Annotated in this window: 12 protein-coding genes; 9 read left to right on the top strand and 3 right to left on the bottom strand. The window is 35.7% G+C overall.

The window, feature by feature from the left end; genetic code table 11:
* Positions 1–7: 7 nt before the first annotated feature.
* The 4 genes from M0M44_RS20515 to M0M44_RS20500 are packed head-to-tail and all read left to right on the top strand — an operon-like array spanning position 8 to position 3,450.
* Positions 8–406 carry an STAS domain-containing protein gene (locus M0M44_RS20515; protein WP_248727388.1) on the top strand — a complete coding sequence of 133 codons (399 nt, stop codon included), beginning with the start codon at positions 8–10 and terminating at the stop codon, positions 404–406.
* Positions 387–800 (top strand): anti-sigma regulatory factor, encoded by a 414-nt coding sequence (locus M0M44_RS20510; RefSeq protein WP_248727387.1) that lies wholly within the window; start codon positions 387–389, stop codon positions 798–800. The genes M0M44_RS20515 and M0M44_RS20510 overlap by 20 nt, the downstream gene beginning before the upstream one ends.
* Positions 793–1,806 carry a SpoIIE family protein phosphatase gene (locus M0M44_RS20505; RefSeq protein ID WP_248727386.1) on the top strand — a complete coding sequence of 338 codons (1,014 nt, stop codon included), beginning with the start codon at positions 793–795 and terminating at the stop codon, positions 1,804–1,806. Before M0M44_RS20510 ends, M0M44_RS20505 begins: the two co-directional genes overlap by 8 nt.
* A 6-nt stretch (positions 1,807–1,812) precedes the next feature.
* Positions 1,813–3,450 (top strand): sensor histidine kinase, encoded by a 1,638-nt coding sequence (locus M0M44_RS20500; protein WP_248727385.1) that lies wholly within the window; start codon positions 1,813–1,815, stop codon positions 3,448–3,450.
* Between the two features lie 13 nt (positions 3,451–3,463).
* Here the strand turns inward: M0M44_RS20500 and M0M44_RS20495 are convergent, their stop codons facing one another.
* Together M0M44_RS20495 and M0M44_RS20490 are read right to left on the bottom strand one after the other, a co-directional pair.
* Entirely contained in the window at positions 3,464–4,279 is an 816-nt protein-coding gene (locus M0M44_RS20495; RefSeq protein ID WP_248730020.1) for an AraC family transcriptional regulator, read from the bottom strand.
* A 29-nt stretch (positions 4,280–4,308) separates the two neighbouring features.
* Positions 4,309–5,301 carry an SDR family NAD(P)-dependent oxidoreductase gene (locus M0M44_RS20490; protein ID WP_248727384.1) on the bottom strand — a complete coding sequence of 331 codons (993 nt, stop codon included), beginning with the start codon at positions 5,299–5,301 and terminating at the stop codon, positions 4,309–4,311.
* A gap of 506 nt (positions 5,302–5,807) precedes the next feature.
* Between M0M44_RS20490 and M0M44_RS20485 the strand changes: the two genes are divergently transcribed.
* The 5 genes from M0M44_RS20485 (at position 5,808) to M0M44_RS20465 (ending at position 24,812) form a co-directional block, all read left to right on the top strand.
* Positions 5,808–7,859, top strand: coding sequence for a SpvB/TcaC N-terminal domain-containing protein (locus M0M44_RS20485; RefSeq protein WP_248727383.1), 2,052 nt, complete (start codon positions 5,808–5,810; stop codon positions 7,857–7,859).
* Positions 7,823–13,702, top strand: coding sequence for a toxin TcdB middle/C-terminal domain-containing protein (locus M0M44_RS20480; RefSeq protein ID WP_248727382.1), 5,880 nt, complete (start codon positions 7,823–7,825; stop codon positions 13,700–13,702). The genes M0M44_RS20485 and M0M44_RS20480 overlap by 37 nt, the downstream gene beginning before the upstream one ends.
* A gap of 20 nt (positions 13,703–13,722) precedes the next feature.
* On the top strand, positions 13,723–14,199 hold the full coding sequence (locus tag M0M44_RS20475) for a hypothetical protein (RefSeq protein ID WP_248727381.1): 477 nt from the start codon (positions 13,723–13,725) through the stop codon (positions 14,197–14,199).
* Between the two features lie 52 nt (positions 14,200–14,251).
* Positions 14,252–23,911: a Tc toxin subunit A-related protein gene (locus M0M44_RS20470; protein ID WP_248727380.1), complete on the top strand. Its 9,660-nt coding sequence runs from the start codon at positions 14,252–14,254 to the stop codon at positions 23,909–23,911.
* Between the two features lie 236 nt (positions 23,912–24,147).
* Positions 24,148–24,812 (top strand): IS6 family transposase gene (locus M0M44_RS20465; protein ID WP_420842746.1). Its coding sequence is split into 2 segments (ribosomal slippage): positions 24,148–24,274 and positions 24,274–24,812, totalling 666 coding nucleotides; the frame shifts between segments, so codons are not numbered across the junction.
* A gap of 85 nt (positions 24,813–24,897) precedes the next feature.
* Here M0M44_RS20465 and M0M44_RS20460 read toward each other — a convergent pair.
* A complete protein-coding gene (locus M0M44_RS20460) occupies positions 24,898–26,646 on the bottom strand; it encodes an amidohydrolase (RefSeq protein ID WP_248727379.1) in 1,749 nt (582 codons plus the stop codon).
* Positions 26,647–26,722: the final 76 nt, after the last annotated feature.

Here is a 26,722-nt window from a genome sequence, read left to right as displayed (position 1 = left end):
TACGGACATGGAAAGAATTCCAATACTCAAGATGGGAGATTTTCTGCTGGTTACCATACAGGTCGATCTGTATGACCAATTGGCTGAAAATCTTGAATCTGATTTAATAAATACTATTAACAAACATAATTCAAAGGGTGTCTTAATTGATATATCTGCCGTTTCTATTATTGATTCCTTTATGGGAAGAATTTTAGGGAACATTGCCGTTATGTCAAAAATTATGGATGCCCAGACAGTAGTAGTTGGTATGCAGCCTGCGGTTGCTATTACTCTTGTAGAGCTTGGATTATCTTTAAACGGTGTTATAAGTGCCTTAAATGTAGAAAAAGGGATGGATTTGCTTCGCGCGAAAATGTACAATGGCGATAACGAGGAGCAGGTGTATGACGACAGCAACCAATAAAGAAGAACTGCTTATTGTAAAAGAGCAGGATGTGGTTCCATTGCGTAATCGCGTAAAGGAGTATGGTGTAAAAATTGGAATGAGTATCTTAAACCAGACCAAGTTAATTACTGCTACTAGTGAGCTTGTGCGTAATCTTCTCAAATACGGAGGAGGAGGAAGGGTTATTATAGAATCTGTAACCAACGGACGAGATCTGGGTGTACGCGTAACTTTTATTGACAATGGGCCAGGTATAAAAGATATTTCTCTGGCTATGCAGGATGGCTACAGCACCGGAAAAAGTTTAGGCCTTGGACTGCCGGGCACAAAAAGGCTGGTAAATGAATTTGATATACAAACACAATTAGGAAACGGTACAACCGTAACTATAATAAAATGGAAAAATGGATAATACTTTTTCCGTTTACAAAATTGACGATAGGAGTCTTATCGCTTTTATTAAAAGAGAGATTCATAATTTAGCACTTCAGTTAGGTTTCAAACCGCATAGAGCAGCTGAAACTGATATTATTATTGCCGAACTTACTTCTAATCTTATTAAATATGCTGGCGGTGGCGATCTGCTTTACAGGGCAAATCATAACGGAAGCTGTAATGAAATAGAAATATACTGCCTTGATAAAGGAACTGGTATTGATAACATTTCCAAGATAATGAAAGACGGCTATTCTACCTCGAGTACACTTGGTCAGGGTATTGGTGCTATTAAGAGATTAAGCAATGATTTTCAGATTTATTCCATGAGAGGATGGGGAACTGTCCAATACATTAAAATCTGTGATAAAGCTGATATTTCTATTCCACGTTCCAATACAGGACTGGATATATCCGCATTAAGCGTCAATTATCCGGGTGAGCGAGTATGCGGAGACGGATATCACATTAAATATTCTAGAAAAGGTTTTCAGATTTTTGTTGGAGACGGATTAGGACATGGAGCAAATGCACATGAAGCGGTAGAACAGGCAATTAGAGCTTTTAAGCAGTGCGCTGAAAATGACCCTGTAGCAGTGCTTCGCTATGTTCATGAATACGTTAAAAAAAGTAGAGGACTTGTTGCTACTATTGCAACTGTTGATTATGAAAGAGAAAGTTGGAATATATGCGGTATCGGTAATATCAACACACGAATTTATAACGGGCTTGACAACAAAACTTATACACCATATAATGGTATTATAGGTCATAATATTCCCCGTACTATAAACAGCACTATTGTTCCATACCAGAAACACCAGATTATTGTGATGCATAGCGACGGACTGAGAACCAGATGGAATTTAAGCGAATTGAATTCTATAATTAAACAGAGTCCGGCCATTATTGCTTCTGCCTTGTATAAAGATAATGTGAGAGGAACTGATGATGCCACAATTTTGGTTGGAAAAATAATTTAAGGCTTTATGAAGGAAATTGTAAAAATTAATCTGGACAATGAAATGGACCTCATACTGGCTCATAAACGTTCGATGAAAATTGCTGAAATGTGCGGCATGCCTATCCCGTCGCAGACCCGTTTTTCTACGGCTGTTTCGGAAATAGCCAGATGCTCCATAGCTAATGGAAAAAATTCTGTGCTGGTCTTGGGAATCAATACCATTAGAGCGAGCCATAAAGAAATACTGGCTGTCCTTACTGATGAAATTGATCTTAGAAAATGCAATCCCGAAGCCTATAAATATGCAGCCAAAATATCAGGAAATATAGAATACATTTATGCTGACAATAAATCGGTAACAACTTTAAGCCATCGCGTGCCTTCACCAGGACTTCTTTCAGATGCAAAAATAAATACTCTGGTTGATTACTTCAAGTATGAGCCGCCAATTTCTGCTTATGATGAAATCAGAAAAAAGAATATCGAGCTTGTAGCACTATCAGAAAAATTGGGAGAAAGTGAAAACCGCTATAGGACTCTGGTTGACACAATTCCTGTTTTAATCTGCATTGTCAACGACCGAAACAATGTGCTTTTAGCAAATAATGCATTTGATATATATGTAAAAGCTCCTTTAATGGTTTTTGATAAAAAAAGCCTCACAACTTTTATACATCAGGATGATGTAGATCTAATTATCGAAGGATGGAATCATACAAAAAAAAACAAAAGAGATTTTTCTGCCGATATTCGAATTAAAAAAGAGGATAATTCTATATGGCATAACGTTTCTATTATGCCAAATAAATCTGAAGACGGTTCTATTAGCAGCTGGCTTATTTATTTTGTAAATAATAATGCCCAGAAAATGATTGTTGAAGCTTTAAAGGACAATTCAGAGCTGCGAAAGATTCAGCTTGAACTGGAAAATGCAAACTCAAAGTTGAAATTCAAAAACAAGGAACTGGAACAGTTTGCCTTTATAACAAGTCACGATCTGCAGGAGCCGCTTCGGAAAATCATGATCATGATTTCAAGAGCAGCGGAACATCTGACAGAACAGCAGAAAACGCTTTATTATTTTGATAAAATTACTTTGGCAGCCGGCAGGTTATCTAATTTGATTTCAGATGTGCTAAATTATTCCCGTGCCAATAATCATGATAAATTTACAGCAGAAATTGATCTTAATGATATCGCCGCGCAGACTTTAGAAGATCTGAGTCTTATCATAGAAGAAAAAAAAGCCGTTATAAATTTAAGTTCGCTTCCGGCTGTCAATGGTTTTGATACGCAGCTGCGCCAGCTGTTTTATAATTTGATAAATAATGCGTTAAAATTTAATTCAGCACACCCAGCAGTAAATATATCTTCTCGTATAATTTCAGCTCAAAGCGACAGGGCTTTTGATCCTGCAGCTCCGTCAGGTAACTTTCATGTCATTTCAATTGAAGATAATGGTATTGGAATGGACAGTGAATATTCAGGCCGTATCTTTGATATGTTCCAGCGTCTGCATCAAAGGGATCAGTACAGCGGAAATGGGATAGGACTAGCCTTGTGCAAGCGTATTATAGAAAACCACAATGGGACTATTAATTTCACAAGTATACTGGGAAAAGGAACAACTTTTTGGATTTATCTTCCAAATCTTTCTGTTTGAAAGTACTCTGACTTTATTGTGTTTTTATTCTTTGCAATTCAGTTGGTGAATGACCAAAGTGTTTTTTGAACGCAAAGGAAAAATGCGATAAATTCTCAAATCCGGTTTGATAATAAATATCAACAGGTTTTTTGTTTTTTTCTGTAAGCTGATAATAGGCTAGTTCTAATCTTTTTTTGGTGAGCCAGCGTTGAGGTGTAATGTTAAAAGCCTTATGGAAATCCCGCTTGAAAGTAGTCAGACTTCGGCCTGTTAAATACCCGAATTTTTCCAATGGCATATTAAACATAAAGTTCTTCTCCATAAAAGAAATTAAATCAATCTTATTAGGATCGTCAAAACTGGCTAATATCGAGTCGATATCTGGATCAATATTTCTAAGAATTGAAATTGCTTCGATAATTTTCAAAGAAGCGATATTTTCGGGAAAATTTTCCTGTATTTCAAAATAAGGAATCAGCGAAGCCAGACAGCTTTCGAGCAACGGATGTTTATGAAAACTGAGTATTCTTGATGCTGCCGTTTTTGGCGTTACATTTTGGTGATCATAAAAATCTCGCAGTCTTTTAACCGATAAATGCATCGCAACTGCTTTGTGCGGTAATCCATCTTTTGGAATATTGATGATGGTGGCCAATTGATTTCTTGGAATTAAAAAAGTACTGCCTGGACCAAATACGAAACTTTCATCTGCCTGAATAATTTTCGTTTCCCCTGAAATTAACCACACAAGCAAATGGTCATTAAACGCAGCTTCTGTTTTAAACAGCCTGCCGGTGTAATTAGAAAGTTTAATCTCCGGGTTTATATAATTTACCTGATAATCCATAATTGCTTGTGTGGTATAAAGATCAAATATTAAAGATCGAATTTTATTCCGGTCATCTCCTCGCTTAATTTCCATAAACGCTTTGCATTTTTTTCATCTAATGAATAAGCTTTAATACCGCCAATAATTGCTTCATTTGAACTCAATGTCGCAATATCTGCATTTTCACAATAAACACCGCCAATATTGTCAAGCAATTTGCTAGTTGATGCCCAAACAGTTGTTGCCGCGCCTTGCGGAATGGTTTTTAATGAGGCAGCAACTTCTGGAAGTATGTTTCCTTCAGCATCACTGTAACCTAGTTTTTGAAACAAATCAATCGGCGCTTCTCTTGCTAATTCTGTTTCCCCAACAGCACCAGGACATAAGGAATAACTTCTCACACTATATTCTTTTGCGCGCATGTCTAATTCCAAAGAAAAAAGATTAACGGCTGTTTTTGACTGTCCGTATCCCTGCAAAGTTTCATAGTCGCGATTTAGGAAATTCGGATCTTCAAAATTAAAATCAGAAAATTGATGTCCGTCCGAAGATACATTAACTACTCTTGCGCCATTTGCTTTTTTTAATGCCGGCCATAATCTTGCCGTGAGCTGAAAAAGAGCCAGATAATTGGTTGCCAACTGCGATTCATAACCGCGCTTATCTCTTCGTAACGGCACCCACATAATCCCTGCATTGTTGATGAGTAAATGTAGCGCTTTGTCTGAATGCAAAAACTTTTCTGCAAAAGCATCAACAGAATCTGGATCCATCAAATCCATTTTTTCTATCATTACATTTGCAATCCCATCAAGATTTCTTTTCGCTTTTTCTGTGTCTCTGGCGGGTACAATCACTATTGCACCAGCTTCTGAAAGTGTTTTAACCGTTTCTAGACCAATGCCAGTATTTCCGCCGGTAACAATCGCAGTTTTCCCTGTAAGATCAATGCCGTTTATAACTTGTTTTGATGTAGATTTAGCATCAAATCCCGAGCTGGTCGCTTTCTGCAGTTTTCCCTGATAATTATTCTGTTCCATTTTTTTAAATTTAAGTTACTTAATGGAGCAAAATTAAATGATACAAAACGTAGTTACTTTGTTTAAACGTCCGAATATGTTTTGTTTAAACGTTTCTTTAATAAATTCAAATCTAAATTTTGCCAACCTTTGTTTTGCTAAGTTTTTACTTTAAAAAAAACATGTCCTACGATTCTGCCAAAAAGATTTTATCCAGTTTTAAAAAATTTGAAAGCACTATAAAAGAAAAAGCCTGCGAATCTTACGATTTGCAGGTTTTAGTTTTTTGTAAGTGTAATTAATTGTAAAACAAGTATTTATACTTGATTTTTTTGTTGACTAAATATGTATATTTGAGTCTGATTACGAATTAAAAAAGTCAAAATGTTATTTTTAATTTAATTGTAATCTAAGATTTGATACTTAATATCCGATTTATCTAAGGTAAGCATAATAATCCAAGCTATAAGCCTATTCAATCCTGTCCTCATTTGCTTTTTACACCAATGCGTTAAAAAAAAGAAGAAATGAAAGAACAAACTAAAAACAATTCTGAGAATCAATTCCTTAAAACTGATGGAGGAAAAACCAAATCAAATGCAATAGAAATTCCATCTGTTTCTCTTCCTAAAGGAGGCGGCGCTATAAAAGGCATTGATGAAAAATTTTCTGTAAATGCTGTAAACGGAACCTCTTCATTTGCAGTTTCGCTCCCTTTTTCTCCTGCGAGAGGCGCTTCTCCAAAACTAGAAGTTTCATACAGTTCCGGTTCCGGAAATGGTACTTTTGGTTTAGGATGGAATTTGAACATTGGGTCTATAAAAAGAAAAACAGACAAAGAACTTCCGCAATACTTAGACAGTATAGATTCTGATACTTTCCTTTTTTCTGATGCCGAAGATCTTGTGCCCGAATTCAAAAAAGATACTGATGGAAATTTTATAACAAACAGTGACGGAGAATATGTATTTAATGAAACAGACAGTGATGACGAGCTCTTTACAATTAAAAATTTCAGACCCAGAATTGAAGGATTGTTTGCAAGAATTGAACGCTGGACCGAAAAAAGTAACGGAAGAATTAAATGGCGTATAATAACAAAAGATAATAGCTCAACGCTTTTTGGTTGGACAGATAATTCGATAATTTTCAATCCAAATGATCCCACAAAAATTTATGCCTGGTTTCCAGAGTTTGTTTTTGATGACAAAGGAAACTGCTCAGAATACATTTATAAAAAAGAAGACGAAACTGGCATAGACCACCTAACAATACACAATCGCAATCGTCTGAAATCAGGACTCATTACCTATACAAATCTTTATCTTGAAAAAGTATTATACGGAAATAAAACTCCTTATAAACAGTTCGGTGATGCTTTTCCACCAGAAACCAATTTTATGTTTCAAACTGTTTTTGATTATGGAACAACCGACATCGTAAACGAACCTTTAGACAAAATAAATTCGTGGGATTTCAGACTTGATGCTTTTTCAGACTATAAAACCGGTTTTGAGATTCGGACAACACGTTTGTGCAAAAGAGTTTTGTTATTTCATGTCTTTAACGAATTGGCAATAAAGCCTGATAAATCGGATAAAAAAACACTTATTAAATATTTAAAATTTGACTATGATACTGGGACTGAACAGGATTTTACGTTTCTGAAAAAAGTTACTGCATTTGGTTGTATTAAAAAAACAGATGGTTCTTATTCTAAAAAAAATATGCCTCCACTAGAATTTCATTATCAAAAACATGAATGGAATTCTGAAATAAAGGAAATGTCTACTGAAGATTTGGTTCATTCTCCAGCTGGATTAGACGAAAAGCTTTATCAGTTTACCGATTTATACAATGAAGGTTTATCTGGGGTTTTGACTGAACAGGCAAACGGCTGGTATTATAAACAAAATTTAGGAAATGGAACGTTTGAAGAAGCAAAATTAGTTTCGCCCAAACCTTCCTTTACAGGTTTAGGAAATCAATTTCAATTATCTGATTTAGATGCTGATGGAGGCAAACAGCTCGTAAGTTTTAAAACGAATATAAAAGGATATTTTGAATTAGATGATGACAATGAATGGATTGGAATGCGCTCTTTTAAAGCTTTGCCGAATATTGATTTTGGTGATGCAAACACGAGAATGCTTGATTTAAACGGTGACGGGAAACCAGAAGTCGTTATTTCTGAAGAACAGGTTTTTACCTGGTACAAATCAAAAGGGCGAGAGGGATATGCAGAAGCAAGAAAAACACCCAAATCTTTTGATGAAGAAACAGGACCCAACATTCTTTTTGCAGATGAAAAACAGACAATTTATTTAGCAGACATGTCTGGTGATGGCATGACCGATATTTTAAGAATCAGAAATGGTGAAATCTGCTATTGGCCCAATTTAGGTTATGGAGAATTTGGAGCCAAAGTAGCATTAGACAATGCTCCTGTTTTTGATACTCCGGATCATTTTAACCCATCTTACATTCATCTTACATTCATCTTGCCGATATCGACGGTTCTGGAACTTCTGATATTATTTATTTGGGGAAAAATAAATTTAGCTGTTGGAAAAACTTAAACGGTAATCGCTTCAGTACAATTCCGTTTGAAATTGATCCTTTTCTAGAAATTCATTCTCAGGCAAAAATTACAGTAACAGACTTATTAGGCAACGGATTAGCGTGTATTGTCTGGTCAGGTTTGCTGCACAAAGATGCCGCCACGCCGCTTCGCTATATTGATCTTATGAATAGTAAAAAACCTCATATTATGATAAAACATGCCAATAATATGGGGAAAGAGGTTTCTGTAGAATATACACCATCGACAAAATTTTATTTAGAAGATAAATTGGAAGGCAAACCTTGGATCACAAAGCTTCATTTTCCTGTTTATTGTGTGTCAAAAACAATAACCGAAGACAAAATATCGGGTTGCAAGTTTGTTAGTGAATACAAGTATCATCACGGTTATTTTGATCATGAGGAAAGAGAATTTAGAGGTTTTGGAATGATAGAGCAAAAAGATTCTGAAACCTTCGAACATTGGATCAAAAGCGGTGCTTCTAATATCACAGATGCCAAATTACATCAGGAACCGGTCGTTTCTAAAAGCTGGAATCATACCGGAGCTTTTTTAAGGAATGATAAAATTTTAGATCAGTTTGAAAAAGAATATTGGTATAATGAAATGGAGAGAGAGCTCAATATTGCAGTTCTTCATAATGAAACAAAACTTCCTGATGCCAAAATAATTCTGGCTCCGGGAATTGACCCTCTCCTGAATAACCTTTCGGCAGAAGTGTACCGCGAAGCTTTGAGAGCTTGTAAAGGAATGAGTCTTCGCTCAGAGATTTTTGCAAAAGATGCTCTAAAATTTGAAGATATTGACGAAGGCCTTAAAAAAGAATTAACCCCGTTTTCTGTAAGCGCACATAATTGTGTCATCGAATTGCTTCAGCCAAAAGGCCAAAACAAACATGCCGTATTTATTGTCAAAGAAAGCGAAGCAATTACTTATAATTATGAGCGCAATATCGAAGACCCAAGAATTTCACACAGTCTCAATATTAAATTAGACGAATACTCAAACGTATTAGACTCTGCATCAGTAGTTTATCCGCGTTTATTACCAGATACAAATCTTCCTTTAGTAACTCAAAAAGAACAGGATAAAACGATAATTATTTACACCAAAAATGATTTTACAAATGATATAAATGTAGCTGACAATTACCGTTTGCGTTTACCATCAGAGGCAAAAACTTATGATATAAAAGGAAATAATTTTGAAAATCCCACAACCTTATTTAAAATAACCGATTTTGATAATCCTGAAACTGGGTATAATATTCTCCTTTCTTCTGTAGAAATCCCATATCATCAATACAATAATCCTCCGGTTGCTGGAACCCAAAAACGTTTAATAGAACATACACGGTCTGTATATTACAATAATAATTTAAATGATGCATTGGCATTAGGAGAATTGCATTCGCTAGGCATTCCTTTTGAAAGTTATCAATTGGCATATACGCCGGAATTAGTAACAGATATTTTTGAATCCAGAGTAACGGATGCTTTATTATTAGAGGGAAAATTTACTAATAGCGAAGGCGATGCAAATTGGTGGATTCGTTCCGGAACAACGCAATTTAAATCCGTGTCCGAAAATCAGGCTGATGCCCAAAATAGATTTTACACGCCAATTTCTTATACAGATCCTTTTGGTGCAAAAACAAAAGTTAGTTATTATAGTACTTATTTCCTTTTTGTAGAAGAAACAGAAGATAATCTTGGCAATAAAACGAAGGTTGAAAATTTTAATTTCCGTACGCTTTCGCCAAGAAAAATGAAAGATATAAACGGGAATTTTTCTGAGGCAATTAGCGATGAATTAGGTTTGGTAAAAGCAATTGCGGTCATGGGAAAAGGAGCTGAAGCTGATGATTTAACTGGGATTTCTGAAAGTACTGATGATGAAGAAACAGCATTAATTCAAAGTTTTTTTCAGTCACTAAATTCAGTTGAACTAACGTCCAATGCAAAAAATTTGCTGAAGCATGCCTCTTCAAGATTTATTTTTGATTTTGACAGTTATGTTACATCCGGAAAACCAGCAGTAATAGCTTCTTTCGCCCGGGAAGAGCATTTTAAAAATAATCCAAATTCACCCGTTCAGATAGGTTTTGAATATTCTAACGGAATTGGCGAAGTTGTAATGAAAAAAACTCAGGCAGAACCCGGTAATGCAAAACAAGTTATTGTAAATCCAGATGATACCATTGTTATTAACGAAATTAATACTTCGGCACTTGTACCAAAACAGCTTCGATGGATAGGCAACGGGCGAACAATAAAAAACAATAAAGGCAATGCTGTAAAGCAATATGAACCTTATTTTTCTGTAACGTGGCATTATGAAGATTATAAAGAACTAGTCGAAACCGGAGTTACGCCTATATTGTTTTATGATGCTGCAGGCAGACTAACAAAAACAGTCATGCCAGATGAAACATTTACAAAAGTTGAATTTGATTCCTGGAAACAAACCGTTTATGATGCTAATGATACAGTACTAAAATCACCGTGGTATCTAAATCGTACAGCAAGGCTTATTGATGCTATTTTGATAGAAGAAGGAAAAGACCCTGCAAAGGAAAAAGTAGCTGCCGATAAAGCTGCAAAACATGCCAACACGCCAAATGTATTGCATTTTGATACTTTGGGAAGACCAGTTTTATCAGTTGAGCATAACATAAATCCAATAACTAATGATGAAGAATTTCATAAAACCAAAATATATTTAGATACAGAAGGCAATTTGCGAACGGTTACAGATGCCAGAGAAATTCTGGAAAACAGTAATCTCGGAAATGTCATAATGCAATACAAATACGATATGCTAGGCAATTTAGTATATCACGATAGTACAGACTCAGGAAAAAGATGGTTGATGAGCAATATTTTAGGGAATCCATTGCGAACTTGGGACCAGCGTGACCATGAGTTTCAATATTTTTATGATTCTTCGCATCGGCCTATTTTTAGCAAAGTTTTAGGAGGAGATGGTATTTTGCCACTTGATAATATATTTGAAAAATACCTATATGGAGAAAGTCTGTTACTATCTGGCCGCATCAACGAAACAAATTTACAAACCGTTAATATTTTAGGAAAGGTAATAACACATTATGATACTGGCGGCGCAATATTTTCTCTCGAATATGATTTTAAAGGGCAGCCCATTTATACTACGCGCAAATTATTCAAAAAATATAAGGAAACAGCAAACTGGACAGATGCTAATTTAATTAATGATTTAGAATTGGGATCAGGATTCACTTTCATAACAGAAATGGATGCACTGGGCAGAATCAAAAAACAGACCGCTCCGGACGGAAGCATTATTACTCCCTCTTATAATGAATCAGGTTTACTAAATGGTGAAGAAATACTTCATAATTCTCCGGCATTAAATCAAGTTTATATAAAAAATATAGATTATAACGAAAAAGGCCAGCGCAGCAAAATTATTTATGGCAATGATGTCATTTCTAAATTCTTTTATGATAAAAAAACATTTCAAATTAATCATATTCAGACTACTAGAAAAAACAACGATCCATTGCAAGACTGGTACTATACATTTGATGCAATTGGCAATGTTATTCATATAGAAGATAAAAATATACCCGTTTTATTTTTTGATAATCAGAAAGTAACTGGAGATTCAGAATATACCTATGACGCGCTTTACCGTTTGGTTGAAGCTAAAGGACGAGAGAATAATGCAGCTCTTTCGTTTAACAATAAAGACAATTGGAATGACCAGCCTTTTATGCAGACGCATAATAATGGGGACACAATGAGTGTTCGAAATTATACTCAAAATTATCAATATGATGATGTGGGTAATATTAAGGAAATGCGTCATCAATCGACAGCCGGCAATAACTGGACTAGGCTTTATACCTATGAAACAGCCAATAATCGTTTGCAAAGCACAAAAATTGGTTCAGAAACTTATGTCTATGATCATCATATTGAAAATGGTTTCATGACAAAAATGCCTCACTTGGAGCAGATGGACTGGAATTTTAAAGAAGAATTGGTAAAAACCATCAGACAAAAAGTAAACCCATTAAACGGTACTGCAGAAACCACTTATTATCAATATGACGGACAAGGACAGCGCATTCGAAAAATTACAGAAAATGCTGCAATTCAAGGAAGTATTCCAACCATAAAAAATGAAAGAATTTATATTTCAGGTTACGAGACTTTTAGGAAATATCAAAATAATGTAATACAATTTGAAAGAGAGACATTAAGCCTTATTGACAAAGGAAATAGGTTTGCAATGATTGATACGGTAAAAGAAAACACAGTTTCGTCACCTCCTGCAGAAGATAAAAAAGGAGAGAGGCTTATACGTTTTCAGCTTCACAATCATTTAGGTTCATCTTTTTTAGAATTAGATCAGGATGCGCAAGTAATCAGTTACGAAGAATATCATCCCTTTGGAACAACTTCTTATCAGGCGAATAGTGCGGAAATAAAAGCTGCTGCAAAAAGATATCGCTTTACAGGAATGGAACGTGATGAAGAAACTGGTCTTGAATATCATAGCGCCAGATACTATCTGCCTTGGTTAGGCAGATGGCTCAATTCAGATCCCATTGGAGTAGGAGATGGAGTGAATGTATATGCTTATTGTAAAGGAAATCCAGTTACAAAAACGGATAAGGGCGGTATGCAGTCAGGCCCACCTGTAAATTCAAATTTAGATTTAATGACTTTTATAAGAAATCAAGCTGGTTTTGAAACTGGAGCAGGAAGACCATTATCTTTTCTTAGCAGTTCAGCAAGTCCATTTGGAACCGCGGCGCATGCAACTAGTACTGATGTTTTGAGGAGAGTTCAGCAGGCAGGATTTTTAGGATCAGATAGAATATATAGCGAAGTTAGGACTGTTGGAGGAATTGTAACAAGAATTGGAGGTACGCCGGGAGGGCCTAGAGGATCATTTAATATGGATTTGGTTGCGGCAAGACCAGGATCAACGATTACTATTGGTAGCACTTTTACTCCTGCGAATATTGAATTAATTGGAGATATAAAATACGGAGGAGGAGTAATAAACCCAAAATATGGCACAACAGGAATTCCTTTAGCTACAATAAATGGTGTGACAGCATCAACACCAACTGCTCCAGTTTTTCCTTCCGCACCTTCTGCACCTAGCGTTGTTGCTCCCTCTTCTCTACCTAGTACTCCTTCTTTGCCAAGTGCATCTTCTTTACCAAGTGCACCTTCCGTGCCAGCAGTATCAGCACCAAGTGTTTCGGCACCTTCTGTAAGTCCGGGTTTAGGAGCAAGAATAGGAAGCGGTTTAAGAAGTGCCGTTTCGTCAACCGGTTCATTTATCTCTAGAAATCGTGCGGCAATTGGAGCTGGGGCTGCCAGTACAGCAGCAAGAGCAGCAACATTTGGAAGAGCGGCAGTAAGTGTCGGAATAAGAACGTTTGTTCCGGGAGCTGCAGAAGTAATGGATACAGCTGCTACCGTAAGATCATTAGGTGGCGCAAGAGTTGTTGCAAGAGCAGCCGTTCAACCAGCAGTAGCAGCGGCAAGAGGCGTGGCTTCTGCAGTTGCAGCTGCACCAGCGGCAGCTGTGGGTACTGCGGTTGTTGCAGGCGTTGCAGGAGGACTTGTTGGTAATGTTGTCGAACAACATGTAACAGCGGCAACAGGAAGCAGAGAAGTTGGAGTAGCGTCAGGAACATTAGCCGGAGCGGCAACAGGAGCTTTAGTAGGCGCCGCAATCGGATCTGTTGTTCCGGGCTTGGGTACAGCTGCCGGAGCGGTTATAGGCGGTGTTGCTGGTGGTATCGGTGGATTTATAGGCTCGTATTGGTAAAACTTTAAAAAAACATAAAAATGAAATCAGATAATAAAAATGAAGGAGCAAAACGGCAGACTTTTCCCGTAAGTGATGAGGTTTTTAAAATGGTATATGATGCTCCGTCATCATTGCCTGGAAAATTCAAATGGGTTACGACCGATGAAGATGTAAGTAAAATAGAACGTGTTTTAGGAATTCCGGAAAATGCTATTGGTGCTCCGTTATGGCTTAGTGGCGATCACAAAAACTGCCCAAAATGCAAAAGAGAAATTAACTGGCTTGATATTGTAAACTCGGCGACTAAAAATGTACACAGTAATGCAATGATTGTCAAAGTAGTCTTGGGCGAGCAGAAATTTATAAACACTGAAGCGCCAAGCGCAATAGCAGACTTGAGTTGTTTTAACTGCGGTTCAAAAATCGAAAATATACGAAGTTTTAAGTGCCATAACTGGGCATATGCAATCGGCAAAATTCGCGAAATTATTCTTGAAATTAATAAAGAAAAATGAAAACCAAAGAAATAGAAATCCCTCTTTAATTAAACAATCAAAATTAACCATTATGGCAGCTCAATCTCAAAACCCAAATATGGTTTTTGGTAAAGTATCCGATAACAGCGGGAAAACTTTAGCAAACCTAAAAGTAGTAATTTACGACAAAGACATGCGCAGTGAAGAACTACTTGCAGAAACAGTAACTCTAAAAGACGGTACTTATAAAACAACATGGCTTCATAGTCAATTATCGGGCAGAGGAAAAAAAGAAGCTGATATTTTGGTAAAAGTATTTACGAGGGAAAAAGAAACGCTGCTTTTTTCTTCAAACATAAATCAAGTTCGTTTTAATGCATCACCAAAGGAAGAAATCAATATTATTATCAAAAATCCAATTAAAAATGAGATAATTGAGTATGATTATTTATTGAAAGAAGTTACATTTTTGGCAGGCAAAATACCTGTAGCGGAGTTTCAGGAAACAAAAGAACAGCCAGATGTTACTTTTTTGTATAAAGAATTAGAAACAGATGCTTCTAAAATTAATTATTTAATAATTGCCAATCGACTTGAGAAGAAGATAAGAATCGATGCTCCATTTTTTTACGCGCTTCTTTCTAAAAATACTTTGTTGAAAAATTTACAGTCAGAAGTAATAACAAAACCACTCTTTATCGATATTGACACAGACATTCAGTCGGTCCTGTATTTGGCGGCATTGGCAGATCCTAAAGTAATTCAAAGTGATGTTCGCGAAGCTGCAGAAGGATTGATTGTAAACAAAGAAACCGTAAAAAAGACAAAACAAAATCTCGAAATACTGCAACAATATAAAAAAGAAGCTGGCTATTATTTTGAAAATGAACATCCAAAAAAGGCATTCGAAAAAGTTTCAAATTTTATTCAATCAGGAAAAATAAAACAAGTCAGCCAGCTTTTTGAAGAAAACAAAAATGATTTAAGCAGTTTTTTTTCTAAGTTAGAAGATTTTTCTTTTTCTGATAAAGAAGACAAAAGCCAAGAAGATAAAACGATAAAAGAGCTTCAGAAAATTGTTGGTTTTGGCAATGAAATGATGCCACTCATCATTAAATCAAAAAAAATCACAAAACCTGAAGACATAAAAAAACTAGCCCGACTAAATAAATCTGAATGGGTTACAGAACTCACCGCTGCAAAAGGCAAAAAAATAACTAAAGAAGATAAGAACAATATTAATTTGTTTGCTTCGAATATTGTGCGAAGATTAGAAAACCAATTTCCAACAACTGCATTTACTGCGCAATTGGCCAGAGAAAAAAAGCAATTATTCGCAAATCAAAAAAGCATACTTGCCTTTCTAAATAAAAATGAAGATTTTGATTTGAAAGAAGACAATATTGAACATTATATAAAGCAAAAGAAAATACCTCGCAAGGAAAGCGAAGCTGTAAAAGAAGAACTAAAATCGGTACAGCGTATTTTTAAATTAGTTCCTAATTATACTAAAACCAATGCGCTTAGGGGCGAAGAATTAAATTCGGCTCAAGGTATTGCTTCTGTAGGCAAAACCCGTTTTACAAAAGAAATTGCTCCAAAAGTTGGATTATCTGAAAAAGAAGCAAATCTTATTTTTAGAAAAGCCGAGAATATAAATACAACAGCAATGCTTATTGCGGGCGAGCTTCAGGATACAATGCGTGCAATGGACATCTCTTCGCTGGAAACAGCATCTCTGGCAAAAAAACTAGAAGCAGTAAGCAAGGATTTTCCGAATTTAAAATCACTTTTTAAACTCTCAGACAATTGCGCCTGCGAACATTGCCGCTCCGTTTACAGTCCGGCAGCATATCTCGTTGAAATACTCGAGTTTTTAAGCAAAAGAACAGTAAGAGACACGATATCGAATACAACTTCTAATCTGGCCAAGGATGAACTTTTTAAACGCCGACCTGATTTAGGCGAAATAGATTTAGGGTGCGAGAATGCAAATACACCAGTAAAATATATTGATTTAGTGTGCGAAATCCTCGAAGAAGCAATCGCTCCAGGTGTTCATTTCGAGTATTCGGGCAATTTGTCGGATGGTTCCAATCCGGTCGAAGGCATAATTTCGGCAGATTTGCTTGCAAGCATACAAAATGCCCAGACAGAATTGACAGATATTACAACTGGAGATCCAGTTTTTGTTCCTGCTGATTATGAAATTACCAATCAGGCTCTTGTAATCGATACCGGAATATTTGAAGGTGCAAAACCGGTTTATTATTTAAGGGATAAAAAAATTGTTTTCAAAATCGTTTATGAGCAAACAATTTCGGGAGTAAAACAATATAAAATCTACAGATTAAAACAGACTTTCGGTACTGCAGAAGAACTGGATGCTGCACCAGAATATGTAAATATTACAGCGTATCATGAACTTCAAAAAAATGCTTTTGCTTTCCAGCTTCCGTTTGATTTAAATCATACCGAAGCAAAAGCGTATTTTAATCGTTTTGGCTTAAATCGCGGGGATTTAATGAAAACGTTTCAAGTAGTCACAGTTCCGCACGAAGCAATTATAGCAACAGAAAAATTAGGACTAAATGATTCAGAAAGAAAATTAATTTCTGCAGCTCCATCACCAAACAATAATGCCGCACAGCAACTCTACTGGAATGTTCCTGCACCGGGAAATGTGGTAAATTATCTAAAAGAAGTTGATCATTTTCTAGTTAAAACGAATCTAAGTTTCGACCAATTAGATTTGCTTTTAAAATTGAATTTTATTGACAAGAATGCAAATTTATTTATAAAACACAATTATGATGATTTGCTTCCGGGAGAAACTGAACTTACTATATCGTGTGATACAGCCAAAAAAGAAATAGCAAACTTAGATTTAGCTGCGCTGGATCGTATTCACAGGTTTTTGCGTTTACAGAAAAAAACAGGTTTAAAGCTTGAATTACTGGATGAAATTATCAGCCAGTCCAAACTCGGACGCGGAAAACTGGATGCAAATGATGACAATAGCAACGGAATTACAAATGGCGAGGAATGCCTTATTGTGCTGTCTGTCTTGTTTGAAATTGCATCAAAAACAGGACTTAAAATCGATCAGCTAGTTGGATTTTATGGAGAAATACCGCATGAAATAATTACGGATAATCTGCCAAAACCGTTGTATTATCAAGTCTTTTTAAACAAGGCAAAAAACGGATTTATCGATAATGGATTAAAACCTGAAAATGTTGATACAGGACAACCAATTTCGAATGTAAAAACCTCAATTGCAGTTTGTCTTCAGATTAAAGAAGAAGAATTAGATCAATTATTAATATTGCTTTCTAATCAGGAAGTCAGTTTTTCAAATTTGAGTTATTTGTATGCGGCGACACAGCTTGCTAAAAAACTAAAATTAAAAATATCTGATTTTATAATCTTAAGGGAACTTTTTGATATTGATTTTAATGCATCACCACAAGCAACATTAGATTTTATTACTTCTGTTTTTGATTTTAAAAAATCGCCATTGAAAGCAGCCGAAGTAAAATACATGTTATGGCATCAGGCGCCTGAAGTCCCGAATATTGATGATAAACGAAAACAGATTTTAGAAAAACTTCAAAAAGAATATCAAGTCGTTATTGATTCTAACAAATCCCCTTTTGATGCTTCTTTAAATGCAGATGAACAAAAAGAAGCGGTAAAAACAACATTGGAAAAATTGCCCGTTATAAGCGAAGATGATACTAAAATCATTACCGGTTTTATTGACAGTAGTTGGAGTTTTAAATGGATTAATGAAGCTGGTGCTGAGGTTTCAAGTACTGATTTTGCAGGAGCAGATTTATATCTTACAACAAAATTAGCTTCTTATTTTAATGTTAATTCGATTACGGCATTTTTCTCTTCTTTAAATACTGCAAATAGTAATTTGATCCTTGCAAATACGAATCAGTCAAGTGCAATTGCAGCGATAGAACTCGCACAGCAAGCAGTTGCCGAAGCGACAAACCCTGGTGATTTAGCATCGGCGCAAGCACAGTTATTAATTGCACAGGCGAATGAAACCGCAACTTCTCTGGCTGTAAAAAATATTCAAGACGCATTTGAAGCTATTCGTAAAAATTTGGTTAAAGAAATCTTAGATGTCGTTTCTGCTTTTAATGTTGCTGATGGCAAGCGAAATGCACTTGAATTGAATTTGAGCACAGCATTTAAGGCCGATTCAGAGCTGATAAAAGTTATTTTAAAATATGCACAGCTAAAAAAATCAGCTCCAGGAAACGAGTTTCTGGAAGCAATTTTGCTGGCTGATGATTTGAATATAAAAATTGGTTTACCACCGGCTCTTCCGGCAATAACAATTACAACACCTGCAAAACAGCATGCTGCATTAAACTTATTAAATAAAATTTTACCGTTAATAAGTGTTTTCAAGCTAAATAATGTTCAAATCGAATGGTTTTTTCAAAACAGCAAAGACTTAGATTGGTTTGCCTTTGATAATATTCCTTTTGCAGCGGCACAAACTAGGGTGAGTTATAGTGAATACAGTAATTTTATTTCAATTATAGACTTACTGAGTCAGTTTGATCCGGTCATAAATCCATCAGATCCAGAAGTGCCTATTTCTATGTTAGGATTATTGAAAGATTTTGGAAAACTCTCGACTGTAACCGCAGCACAGAAAAGTCAGTTTCTAGAAAAGCTGGCATTGTTACTTAATTTCGACAAACAAGAATTACAAATTTTAGATTCTTTTTTATTTCCGGGAACTGCAAATGTTAAGCATTATAATGTTGCCAAAACTTGGTATCGAGTTCTAGACTGTATCCAGTGTTTGCTAAAATTGAGTGTCAAAGTTTCGCAGATCACAGCATATCTTAAACCGGTTTTAAACGCCATTGATGTTGCTAATTTGCGTACGGCATTAAAATCAAGATATGATGAAGATACCTGGCTTGAAACATTAAAAGAAATAATGAATTCTATTCGTCCGCAAAAACGTAATGCTCTGGTTGCTTATTTACTTGCCGTAAATGAAGAAATGAAAGATGAAAATGATTTATTTGATTACTTTTTGGTCGATGTCGAGATGGAATCCTGCATGCCTTCTTCAAGAATTGTTCAGGCTCATAATGCAATTCAGGTTTTTGTACAGCGATGTCTAATGGGATTAGAACCCAAAGCGGCTGCAGATTTAGAAACCGATGTCAACTGGAATCAATGGAAATGGATGAAAAATTATCGTGTTTGGGAAGCTAACCGTAAAATTTTTCTATACCCAGAAAATTGGATTGAACCAGAATTGCGCGATGATAAAACGTATTTATTTAAAGAATTTGAAAATGAATTGCAACAAAGCGAATTGACTGATTTTTCTGCAGAGCAGGCATTGGCAAATTATTTAGAAAAACTAGATGCAATTGCTTTTCTTGAAGTTGTAGCTTCTTATTATCAGACAGATATAAAAACAATGCATGTTTTTGCCAGAAGCAAAGGTGGTGATCCGTATATTTATTATTATAGAAAACTCGAAAAAGAGTTAAGTTGGACACCTTGGGAGAAAGTCGAACTGGATATAACAGGCGATCATTTAACAGCTTTTGTGCGCAATAATAGATTGTGTCTTGCCTGGCCGATTTTTTCAGACGAACTTGATCCAAGCCCTCAGGCAACAATGCCAACTGAAAATCCTGGCGAGAAAGTAACAATGGATAAAAGCAAGCGAAAATTAAAAATTCAGCTTGCCGTTAGCGAATTGGCCAATACAAAATGGCAACCTAAAAAAGTTTCTACAGATAGTATTTTAACTCCAAATAGCTATACCGATGATGAAGATGATTTGCGAAGAGATGTATATTATCTTACGTATTTTGCGTTGCCAAAGATCAATAATTTTCCAATCAGCGATGTAATTTGCCTTTTTAAACAAGCACCTCAAAATTCAGAAGGACCACAGACATTAAACGGAATATTCAGTATCGCAGGCTGTAAAGGTTATCCTGAATTAATATTTAAAGATAGTATACAAGTTGGTTTTCCAGATTTTCTGCCTGATTTTAATGATACTCAGTTTCTTAAAAATAAATATGCTGAACAAAACCAAGATGCTCCAAACGATGATCTTTCTGTTGTAAACGGTGTTACAGTGTTTAAGCCGGGTTCTCCTTATTCAATGCTTTTACGACAAACGCCAGGAAATTTTAGAATATCATATCCGCATCAGTTTACAAAAATTGATTTTGTATCTCTTATTTTTCAGCTGTTGTCCAATCTTGTAAACAACAGTGCACAAATGAATAATATGTCGTCCTATTCTGGTCATACAAAAAGATACAGGTTTAAAATACCAATGGGCACACTTCTTCCTTATTTTAAAGAAAACAGCCATCATGCTTATGTAATTATTCCTGGTTATTATAAACAGGGAGATATAAGAAATTATACAGATGATGATTTCTTTACAGATTCTGATAAAAGAACCGCAACAGATGTGTTAATGCTGATTGATGACATTCAGAATTTTTTCAATAAATTGAAATTAAAGCATGATGCAATACCTACGCCTCCTCCTGTAGATTATGTTGCATTTGTTCATGAAATGATTTTAGATCAGGAATTTACAAGTATAACCGAAAGATTAGGAGCTTATGAGCAATTTGATACTGCTTATGCTTTTATGATAGGAATAATTAACAATTCTGAAATTGATACTGTTTTGCAGCAGATTAAAGCAAAAAACGGATTGGTTTATGGCGAGCAATTCAAAAATATGTACCATCCTCTAGTTTGTCCGCTCCGAGCTGCTTTTTACAATAAAGGCATACCAGAATTGATGAAAAGAGAAACTCAAATGAAAAAAACAGGATTTGACTTTAAATCGTACTATGTACCAAATCCTTTGATGATACCTACGTCTTTGACACCATTTCCTGATGGTTCGCAAAAATGGTCTTACCCAATAGAAGATGTAGATTTTAGCCCTGAGGGAAGTTATAGCTGTTATAATTGGGAACTTTTTTTTCATGTACCCTTAATGATTGCTGTGAAATTGACTCAAAATCAACGTTTTGAGGAATCGATGACATGGTTTCATTATATGTTTAATCCCACAGGTGCATTATCAGGAAGTACTCCGCAAAAATATTGGGTAACAAAACCTTTTTATTTAAATCAGGATGAGCATTATAATGAACAGCGAATAGATAATCTGCTTTTTAAAAATGCCAGTTCGGGCACTGCTGAGAAAGCTATTATGGAATGGCGGGAAAAACCATTCATGCCGGACGTAATTGCCAGAAAAAGACCTGTTGCTTATCAGAAAACTTTATTAATGAAGTATCTGGATAATTTAATAGAATGGGGAGATTATTTGTTTAGACAAGATACAATGGAATCTGTTGCACAGGCGACACAAATGTATATAATAGGCGATAAAGTTTTAGGGCCAAAACCGCTGACTGTACCGCCAGTAGTAAAACCATCATATCAGACATATAATCAGATCAAAGGAAAATTGGATAGTTTTGGAAATGCTTTAATCGATCTTGAAAATCTAATTCCGGAATTTGAACTCTTACCAGAAGGAGGCGCTGAGTTGCCACCATCGCCAGTAACATTGTCCATGCTTTATTTCTGTATACCAGAAAATGACAAAATGCTCGAATACTGGGCAAAAATTGCAGATAGATTATTCAAAATTCGTCATTGTCAGAATATTGATGGAGTAGAGCGCAGTCTGGCATTATTTGCCCCACCAATAGATCCGGCAATGTTGGTCAGAGCGGCTGCTTCTGGAATGGATATTTCATCGGTTATTGCTGGTTTAAACGCACCGACTCCGTTTTATAGATTCAATGTTTTATCACAAAAATCAACAGAATTGGCTCAGGAAGTCAGAGGATTAGGGAATTCTTTATTAAGTGCTTTGGAGAAAAAAGATGGAGAGGCAATGTCACTTTTGCGAAATCAGCTGGAAATGAAAGTTTTAAACTCAGTAAGAGATATTAAAACACTACAAATAAGAGAGGCTGCAGAACAAATAGAAGTTCTAAAAAGAACTAAAAAAGTTACAGAAGAAAGGCATAAGTACTATCAGGAAATTGAGTATATGAATGCACTTGAAACAACCACATTAATTTTAAACGGTGTTTCAATTATAGGGTTTACGGTTGGATCGATTATGGAACTTACCGCTGGTGCTACAGCATTAGTACCTGATGTTACAGTAGGTGCCGCTGGAATTGGAGGCTCGCCTTTAGCAACAAGTAAACTTACTGGTGGTGAACAAATATCATCATCAATAAGCACATTTGCTAAGGCAATCCTTTTAGGTTCTCAGGTTGTAGATAAAGTTGCGGCGGGAATTTCAACTATGGGAAGTTATGAACGAAGAAATGATGACTGGAAACTTCAGGAAAGGTTGGCTGAAAAAGAAATTAGTTCGATTGAAAAACAAATATCTGCTGCTGAATTGCGCAAAGAAATCTCAGAAACTGATCTTAGAAATCATGATATTCAAATTGAAAATGCAAAGAAAACAGACGAATTCATGCGCTCTAAATTTACTAACAAAGAATTGTATGATTGGATGATAGGACAAATTAGTTCTGTTTATTTCAGCGCTTATAAATTGTCTCATGATTTTGCTAAAAAAGCAGAACGCAGTTATAAATTTGAATTAGGAAACGACGATTCTTTTATTTCTTATGGTTATTGGGACAGCAAGAAAAAAGGACTTCAAAGTGCTGATCGCCTTATTCATGATATAAAAAGAATGGAAACCAGTTATTTGGATAAAAACAAACGAGAATACGAAATAACTAAAAATGTTTCCTTAGCAATGTTAGATCCGCTGGCATTGATACGATTAAAAGCGACTGGTATTTGCGATTTCGAAATTCCGGAAGTTTTATACGATATGGATCATTCGGGACAATATTTTAGAAGATTAAAATCCGTAAGTATAAGTCTTCCTTGTATTGCAGGACCTTACACATCAGTAAGTGCCAAATTATCATTAGTAAATAATAGATACAGAAAAAATACTGAAGATGCAGCAAATTATGCCGAAGATATTATGGCTGGTGATAATCGTTTTGTTTACAATGTGGGTTCGATACAATCTATAGCGATAAGCAATGCCCAAAGCGACAGTGGTGTTTTTGAATTAAATTTTAGAGATGACCGCTATTTGCCATTTGAAGGAACCGGAGCAATCAGTGGTTGGAGATTAGAGCTCCCAACTGAAGTCAGACAGTTTGATTATAATACGATTTCAGATGTGATTTTGCATGTAAAATATACTGCGAGAGAAGGTGGATCGAGTTTAAAAACAGCTGCTAATACTACTCTAAAAGACCAGCTTGAACTAATCAAGCAAGGACTTAACAGAAATGGCCTGCACATTGCTCTTAACTTAAAACATGATAAAACTAATGAGTGGCATTTATTGAAAAAAAATGGTACGGTAGATTTAACAATTGATAAATTCAGACTGCCTTATATGGCACAGCCTTTTGACTCAGTAGAAATCGAGAATGTTATTTTTGTCGCAAAAGTTACTGGTAATCCGGTATCTTTTACCATCAAAATAAACGATGCACCACTAAATCTTAGCAGAGCTGACGAATTAAAACTATGCAAAGGCATTAGCTCTAATATTGATTTAGATACTCCATTTACACTTTCTGTATCAGAAGATGATAAAGAGTTTCTGGAAGAGATAGTAATGATTGTAAAATATAAATTTTAAAAAATAGAAAAGAGTTTAAAAAAAAGTCCTAATGAAAATTAGGACTTTTTTGTGGGGAGAATAGAAATTGAATTTTTTGGTAAACTCAAGTTAGGGCAAAAGCACAATGATGCATCGCAAAAAATCTCTTATAGAGAATATGAGATAGATCAATTTTTAAGCTTATTAGAGCAACAATAAGGTTCTGTCGCATCTGGGAATAATTTTTATCTTTAGAATTTTAAACCAATCAAAATATGAATACTAAAGGTCATTGTTATCCAAAATACATAATTCTTCAGGCAGTATATTTCAAGCTAAGATTTACACTTAGTTACCGTGATGTTGAAGAACTAATGAAGATTAGAGGAGTCATTGTGGATCTGCCACGATTCAGCGTTGGGTTTATAAGTTTGCACCTTTGCTTGAGGCAGAGATGAAGAAGAGAAAAGGCAGAGTGTGGGCGAGTTGGAGATTGGATGAGACCTACATCAAAGTAAAAGGTATTTGGTGTTATTTATATCGAGCAGTAGATAAATTAGGCAATACGGTTGACTTTCTTTTGACCAGAAAAAGACAGAGAATGAGTGCGCAGTCATTTCTAATTAAAGCAATTAGTAATAACTACAGACCAAGAGTAGTAAACATTGATAAAAGCGGTTCTAATACTGCCGCTATCAAAGTCTATAACAAACGCTCATTCTCAAAGATTAAAATCCGACAGTGTAAATATCTCAACAATATTGTAGAACAGGATCATCGTTTTATAAAGTGGCGTATACAAAACGGATTAGGTTTTAAAAGTTTTGAATCGGCCAGACGAACATTGAGCGGAATTGAAGTTGTGTATATGCTGAGAAAGAATCAAATGGTTAGACCAAGGATAACTATGTTTAAATCATTCTGTAAATTGGCGGCCTAAATTTTAAATTACTTAAATTCTTATATTTGATTCTGACAGATGCGACAGAACCTGATTAAAAATTATTATTTAAATAATCTGTTAACTACTCTTTTAAGGGAAATGATTTGCCTTCAAAGACAGTTTCTAACACTTTAATGTCTTTCATTTTTAAAGGGTCTATCTTTAAAGGGTTTTCAGCAAGTATGACGAAATCCGCTTTTTTACCCACTTTTATGGATCCCGTAATTTTATCCAATTGCATTAAATTAGCCGCATCAATCGTGATACCTTTCAATGCATCATAAGCCGATACTCTTTCTTGCGGTGCCATCAAAGTACCATCGGCCGTTACACGATTAGTTGCTATCCAAGCTAGCAGCAATGGCTGAATAGGAGCCATCGTGAAATCGGAATGCAGGGCAAACTTCACTTTATTTTTAACCAATGAGCCCAAACGAACCATTTCTGAACCTCTTTCTTTACCAAGAACAGTATTGGCTGCATATTTATCACCCATAGAATAGAGATAGTAGGGATTAGCAGACACCACCGCTCCTAATTTTGCAATACGAGCAGACTGCTCAGGTTTAGATTCTCCAAAATGCTCTATGGTGAGTCTTTGTTTTAATTGTGGCAATTCTTTTTGTAATTTTTCTAGTTCATCCAAGATGGTTTCTAATCCCATGCTGCCATTGCAATGAATATGGATAGGATAACCTTTCTTCCACCAAAATTTCATGGCTTTGTTTAAATTTTCAGGGGTCATAATCCATTCACCGCTATGCCCGTCCAAATATCCTGGAGGTAAAACTTGAAAATTCTGACCAAAAAATGCACCATCAGCATAAAGTTTTACGGCATGATCTATTATAATATGTGGCGAAGTCTTTTTGCCAAACTCCTTTACATCGGCAAACGTTTTTTCAAAATCACCGCCATTTACCAGGTTCAATGTATTTACATCGGGGGTAAATTGCATACGGAAAGGTGTCTTATCGTTTTCCAGATTATTCTTCATGTATTTAAAATCGCCCCAAAGTTCTCCCGATGAACCTGTACCCATATCGCCAATGGTAGTTAGTCCGCCCATATGTACAAGGTCACGAAGTTTTAACATATTGATCTTCATAACTTCATCATTTCTAATGGTCGGTGCCCATTTAGGAACAACGACATTGAAAAATCCAGCTTCTACAAATTTTCCGGCAGCATAATCAATTTGGTTGTTTCCTTTGGTATCTTTCTCGGTAATATTCAAATACTTCAAACCTGCGGTGTTCAACCACATTACATGTGCAGAATATTGCCAAATCATAATCGGTCGTGTTGTAGAAATTCCATCCAATTCTTTACGTGAAATGTCTCCGTGAAAAGGCTCCATAAAACCCCAAACGACAAGAGGTTCTTTAGGCTCTTTTAACTCAGCTTCATATTCTTTTACTTTGGCTATGAATGCTTCATGTCCTCTCACGGCTTTTACATTTCCCCAAGGAAAAACCCAGTCAAAAGGTGCAGCAAATTTGGTGTTCAAAATCATAGCACCAAGATTGGGATGCAAGTGCGGGTCTATCAGACCCGGCATCATCGTTTTCCCTTCTAAATCGACCATGGTATGGCCTTCGCCGGCTTGTTTCATCGCCTCGTCTTTACTTCCTGTGAAAGTAATTTTTCCGTCTTTTACCACTACTGCTTCGATGTAAGTAGCGTTTTCGCCTTCCATGGTTAGAATATCTCCGTTGTAATATACTGTACTGATAGATGAGGGTTTGCCAGTATTATCAGTTTTTTTTACTTCTTCTCTGCAAGAAACCATAAAAATGGAAAAAGCAAGCAATAAAATCAAGTTTTTCATGTGCTTTCTAAATTGGGTTATGTTTAATAATTATAACTGGAAATTTTGATATTATGTCTTTGTTTATCCAATTAAT

It is taken from the genome of Flavobacterium humidisoli (genome assembly GCF_023272795.1).
In the GTDB taxonomy this organism is placed as follows: domain Bacteria; phylum Bacteroidota; class Bacteroidia; order Flavobacteriales; family Flavobacteriaceae; genus Flavobacterium; species Flavobacterium humidisoli.
Note: the sequence above shows the minus strand (reverse complement) of the source record. Positions and strands in the feature narration are given on the sequence as shown.

Bases quoted from the DNA above. Each gene is read 5' to 3' on its own strand.
- M0M44_RS20460 (WP_248727379.1), bottom strand. From the start codon at position 26,646: ATGAAAAACTTGATTTTATTGCTTGCTTTTTCCATTTTTATGGTTTCT.
- M0M44_RS20485 (WP_248727383.1), top strand. From the start codon at position 5,808: ATGAAAGAACAAACTAAAAACAATTCTGAGAATCAATTCCTTAAAACT.
- M0M44_RS20515 (WP_248727388.1), top strand. From the start codon at position 8: ATGGAAAGAATTCCAATACTCAAGATGGGAGATTTTCTGCTGGTTACC.
- M0M44_RS20510 (WP_248727387.1), top strand. From the start codon at position 387: ATGACGACAGCAACCAATAAAGAAGAACTGCTTATTGTAAAAGAGCAG.
- M0M44_RS20475 (WP_248727381.1), top strand. From the start codon at position 13,723: ATGAAATCAGATAATAAAAATGAAGGAGCAAAACGGCAGACTTTTCCC.
- M0M44_RS20470 (WP_248727380.1), top strand. From the start codon at position 14,252: ATGGCAGCTCAATCTCAAAACCCAAATATGGTTTTTGGTAAAGTATCC.
- M0M44_RS20490 (WP_248727384.1), bottom strand. From the start codon at position 5,301: ATGGAACAGAATAATTATCAGGGAAAACTGCAGAAAGCGACCAGCTCG.
- M0M44_RS20495 (WP_248730020.1), bottom strand. From the start codon at position 4,279: ATGGATTATCAGGTAAATTATATAAACCCGGAGATTAAACTTTCTAAT.
- M0M44_RS20505 (WP_248727386.1), top strand. From the start codon at position 793: ATGGATAATACTTTTTCCGTTTACAAAATTGACGATAGGAGTCTTATC.
- M0M44_RS20500 (WP_248727385.1), top strand. From the start codon at position 1,813: ATGAAGGAAATTGTAAAAATTAATCTGGACAATGAAATGGACCTCATA.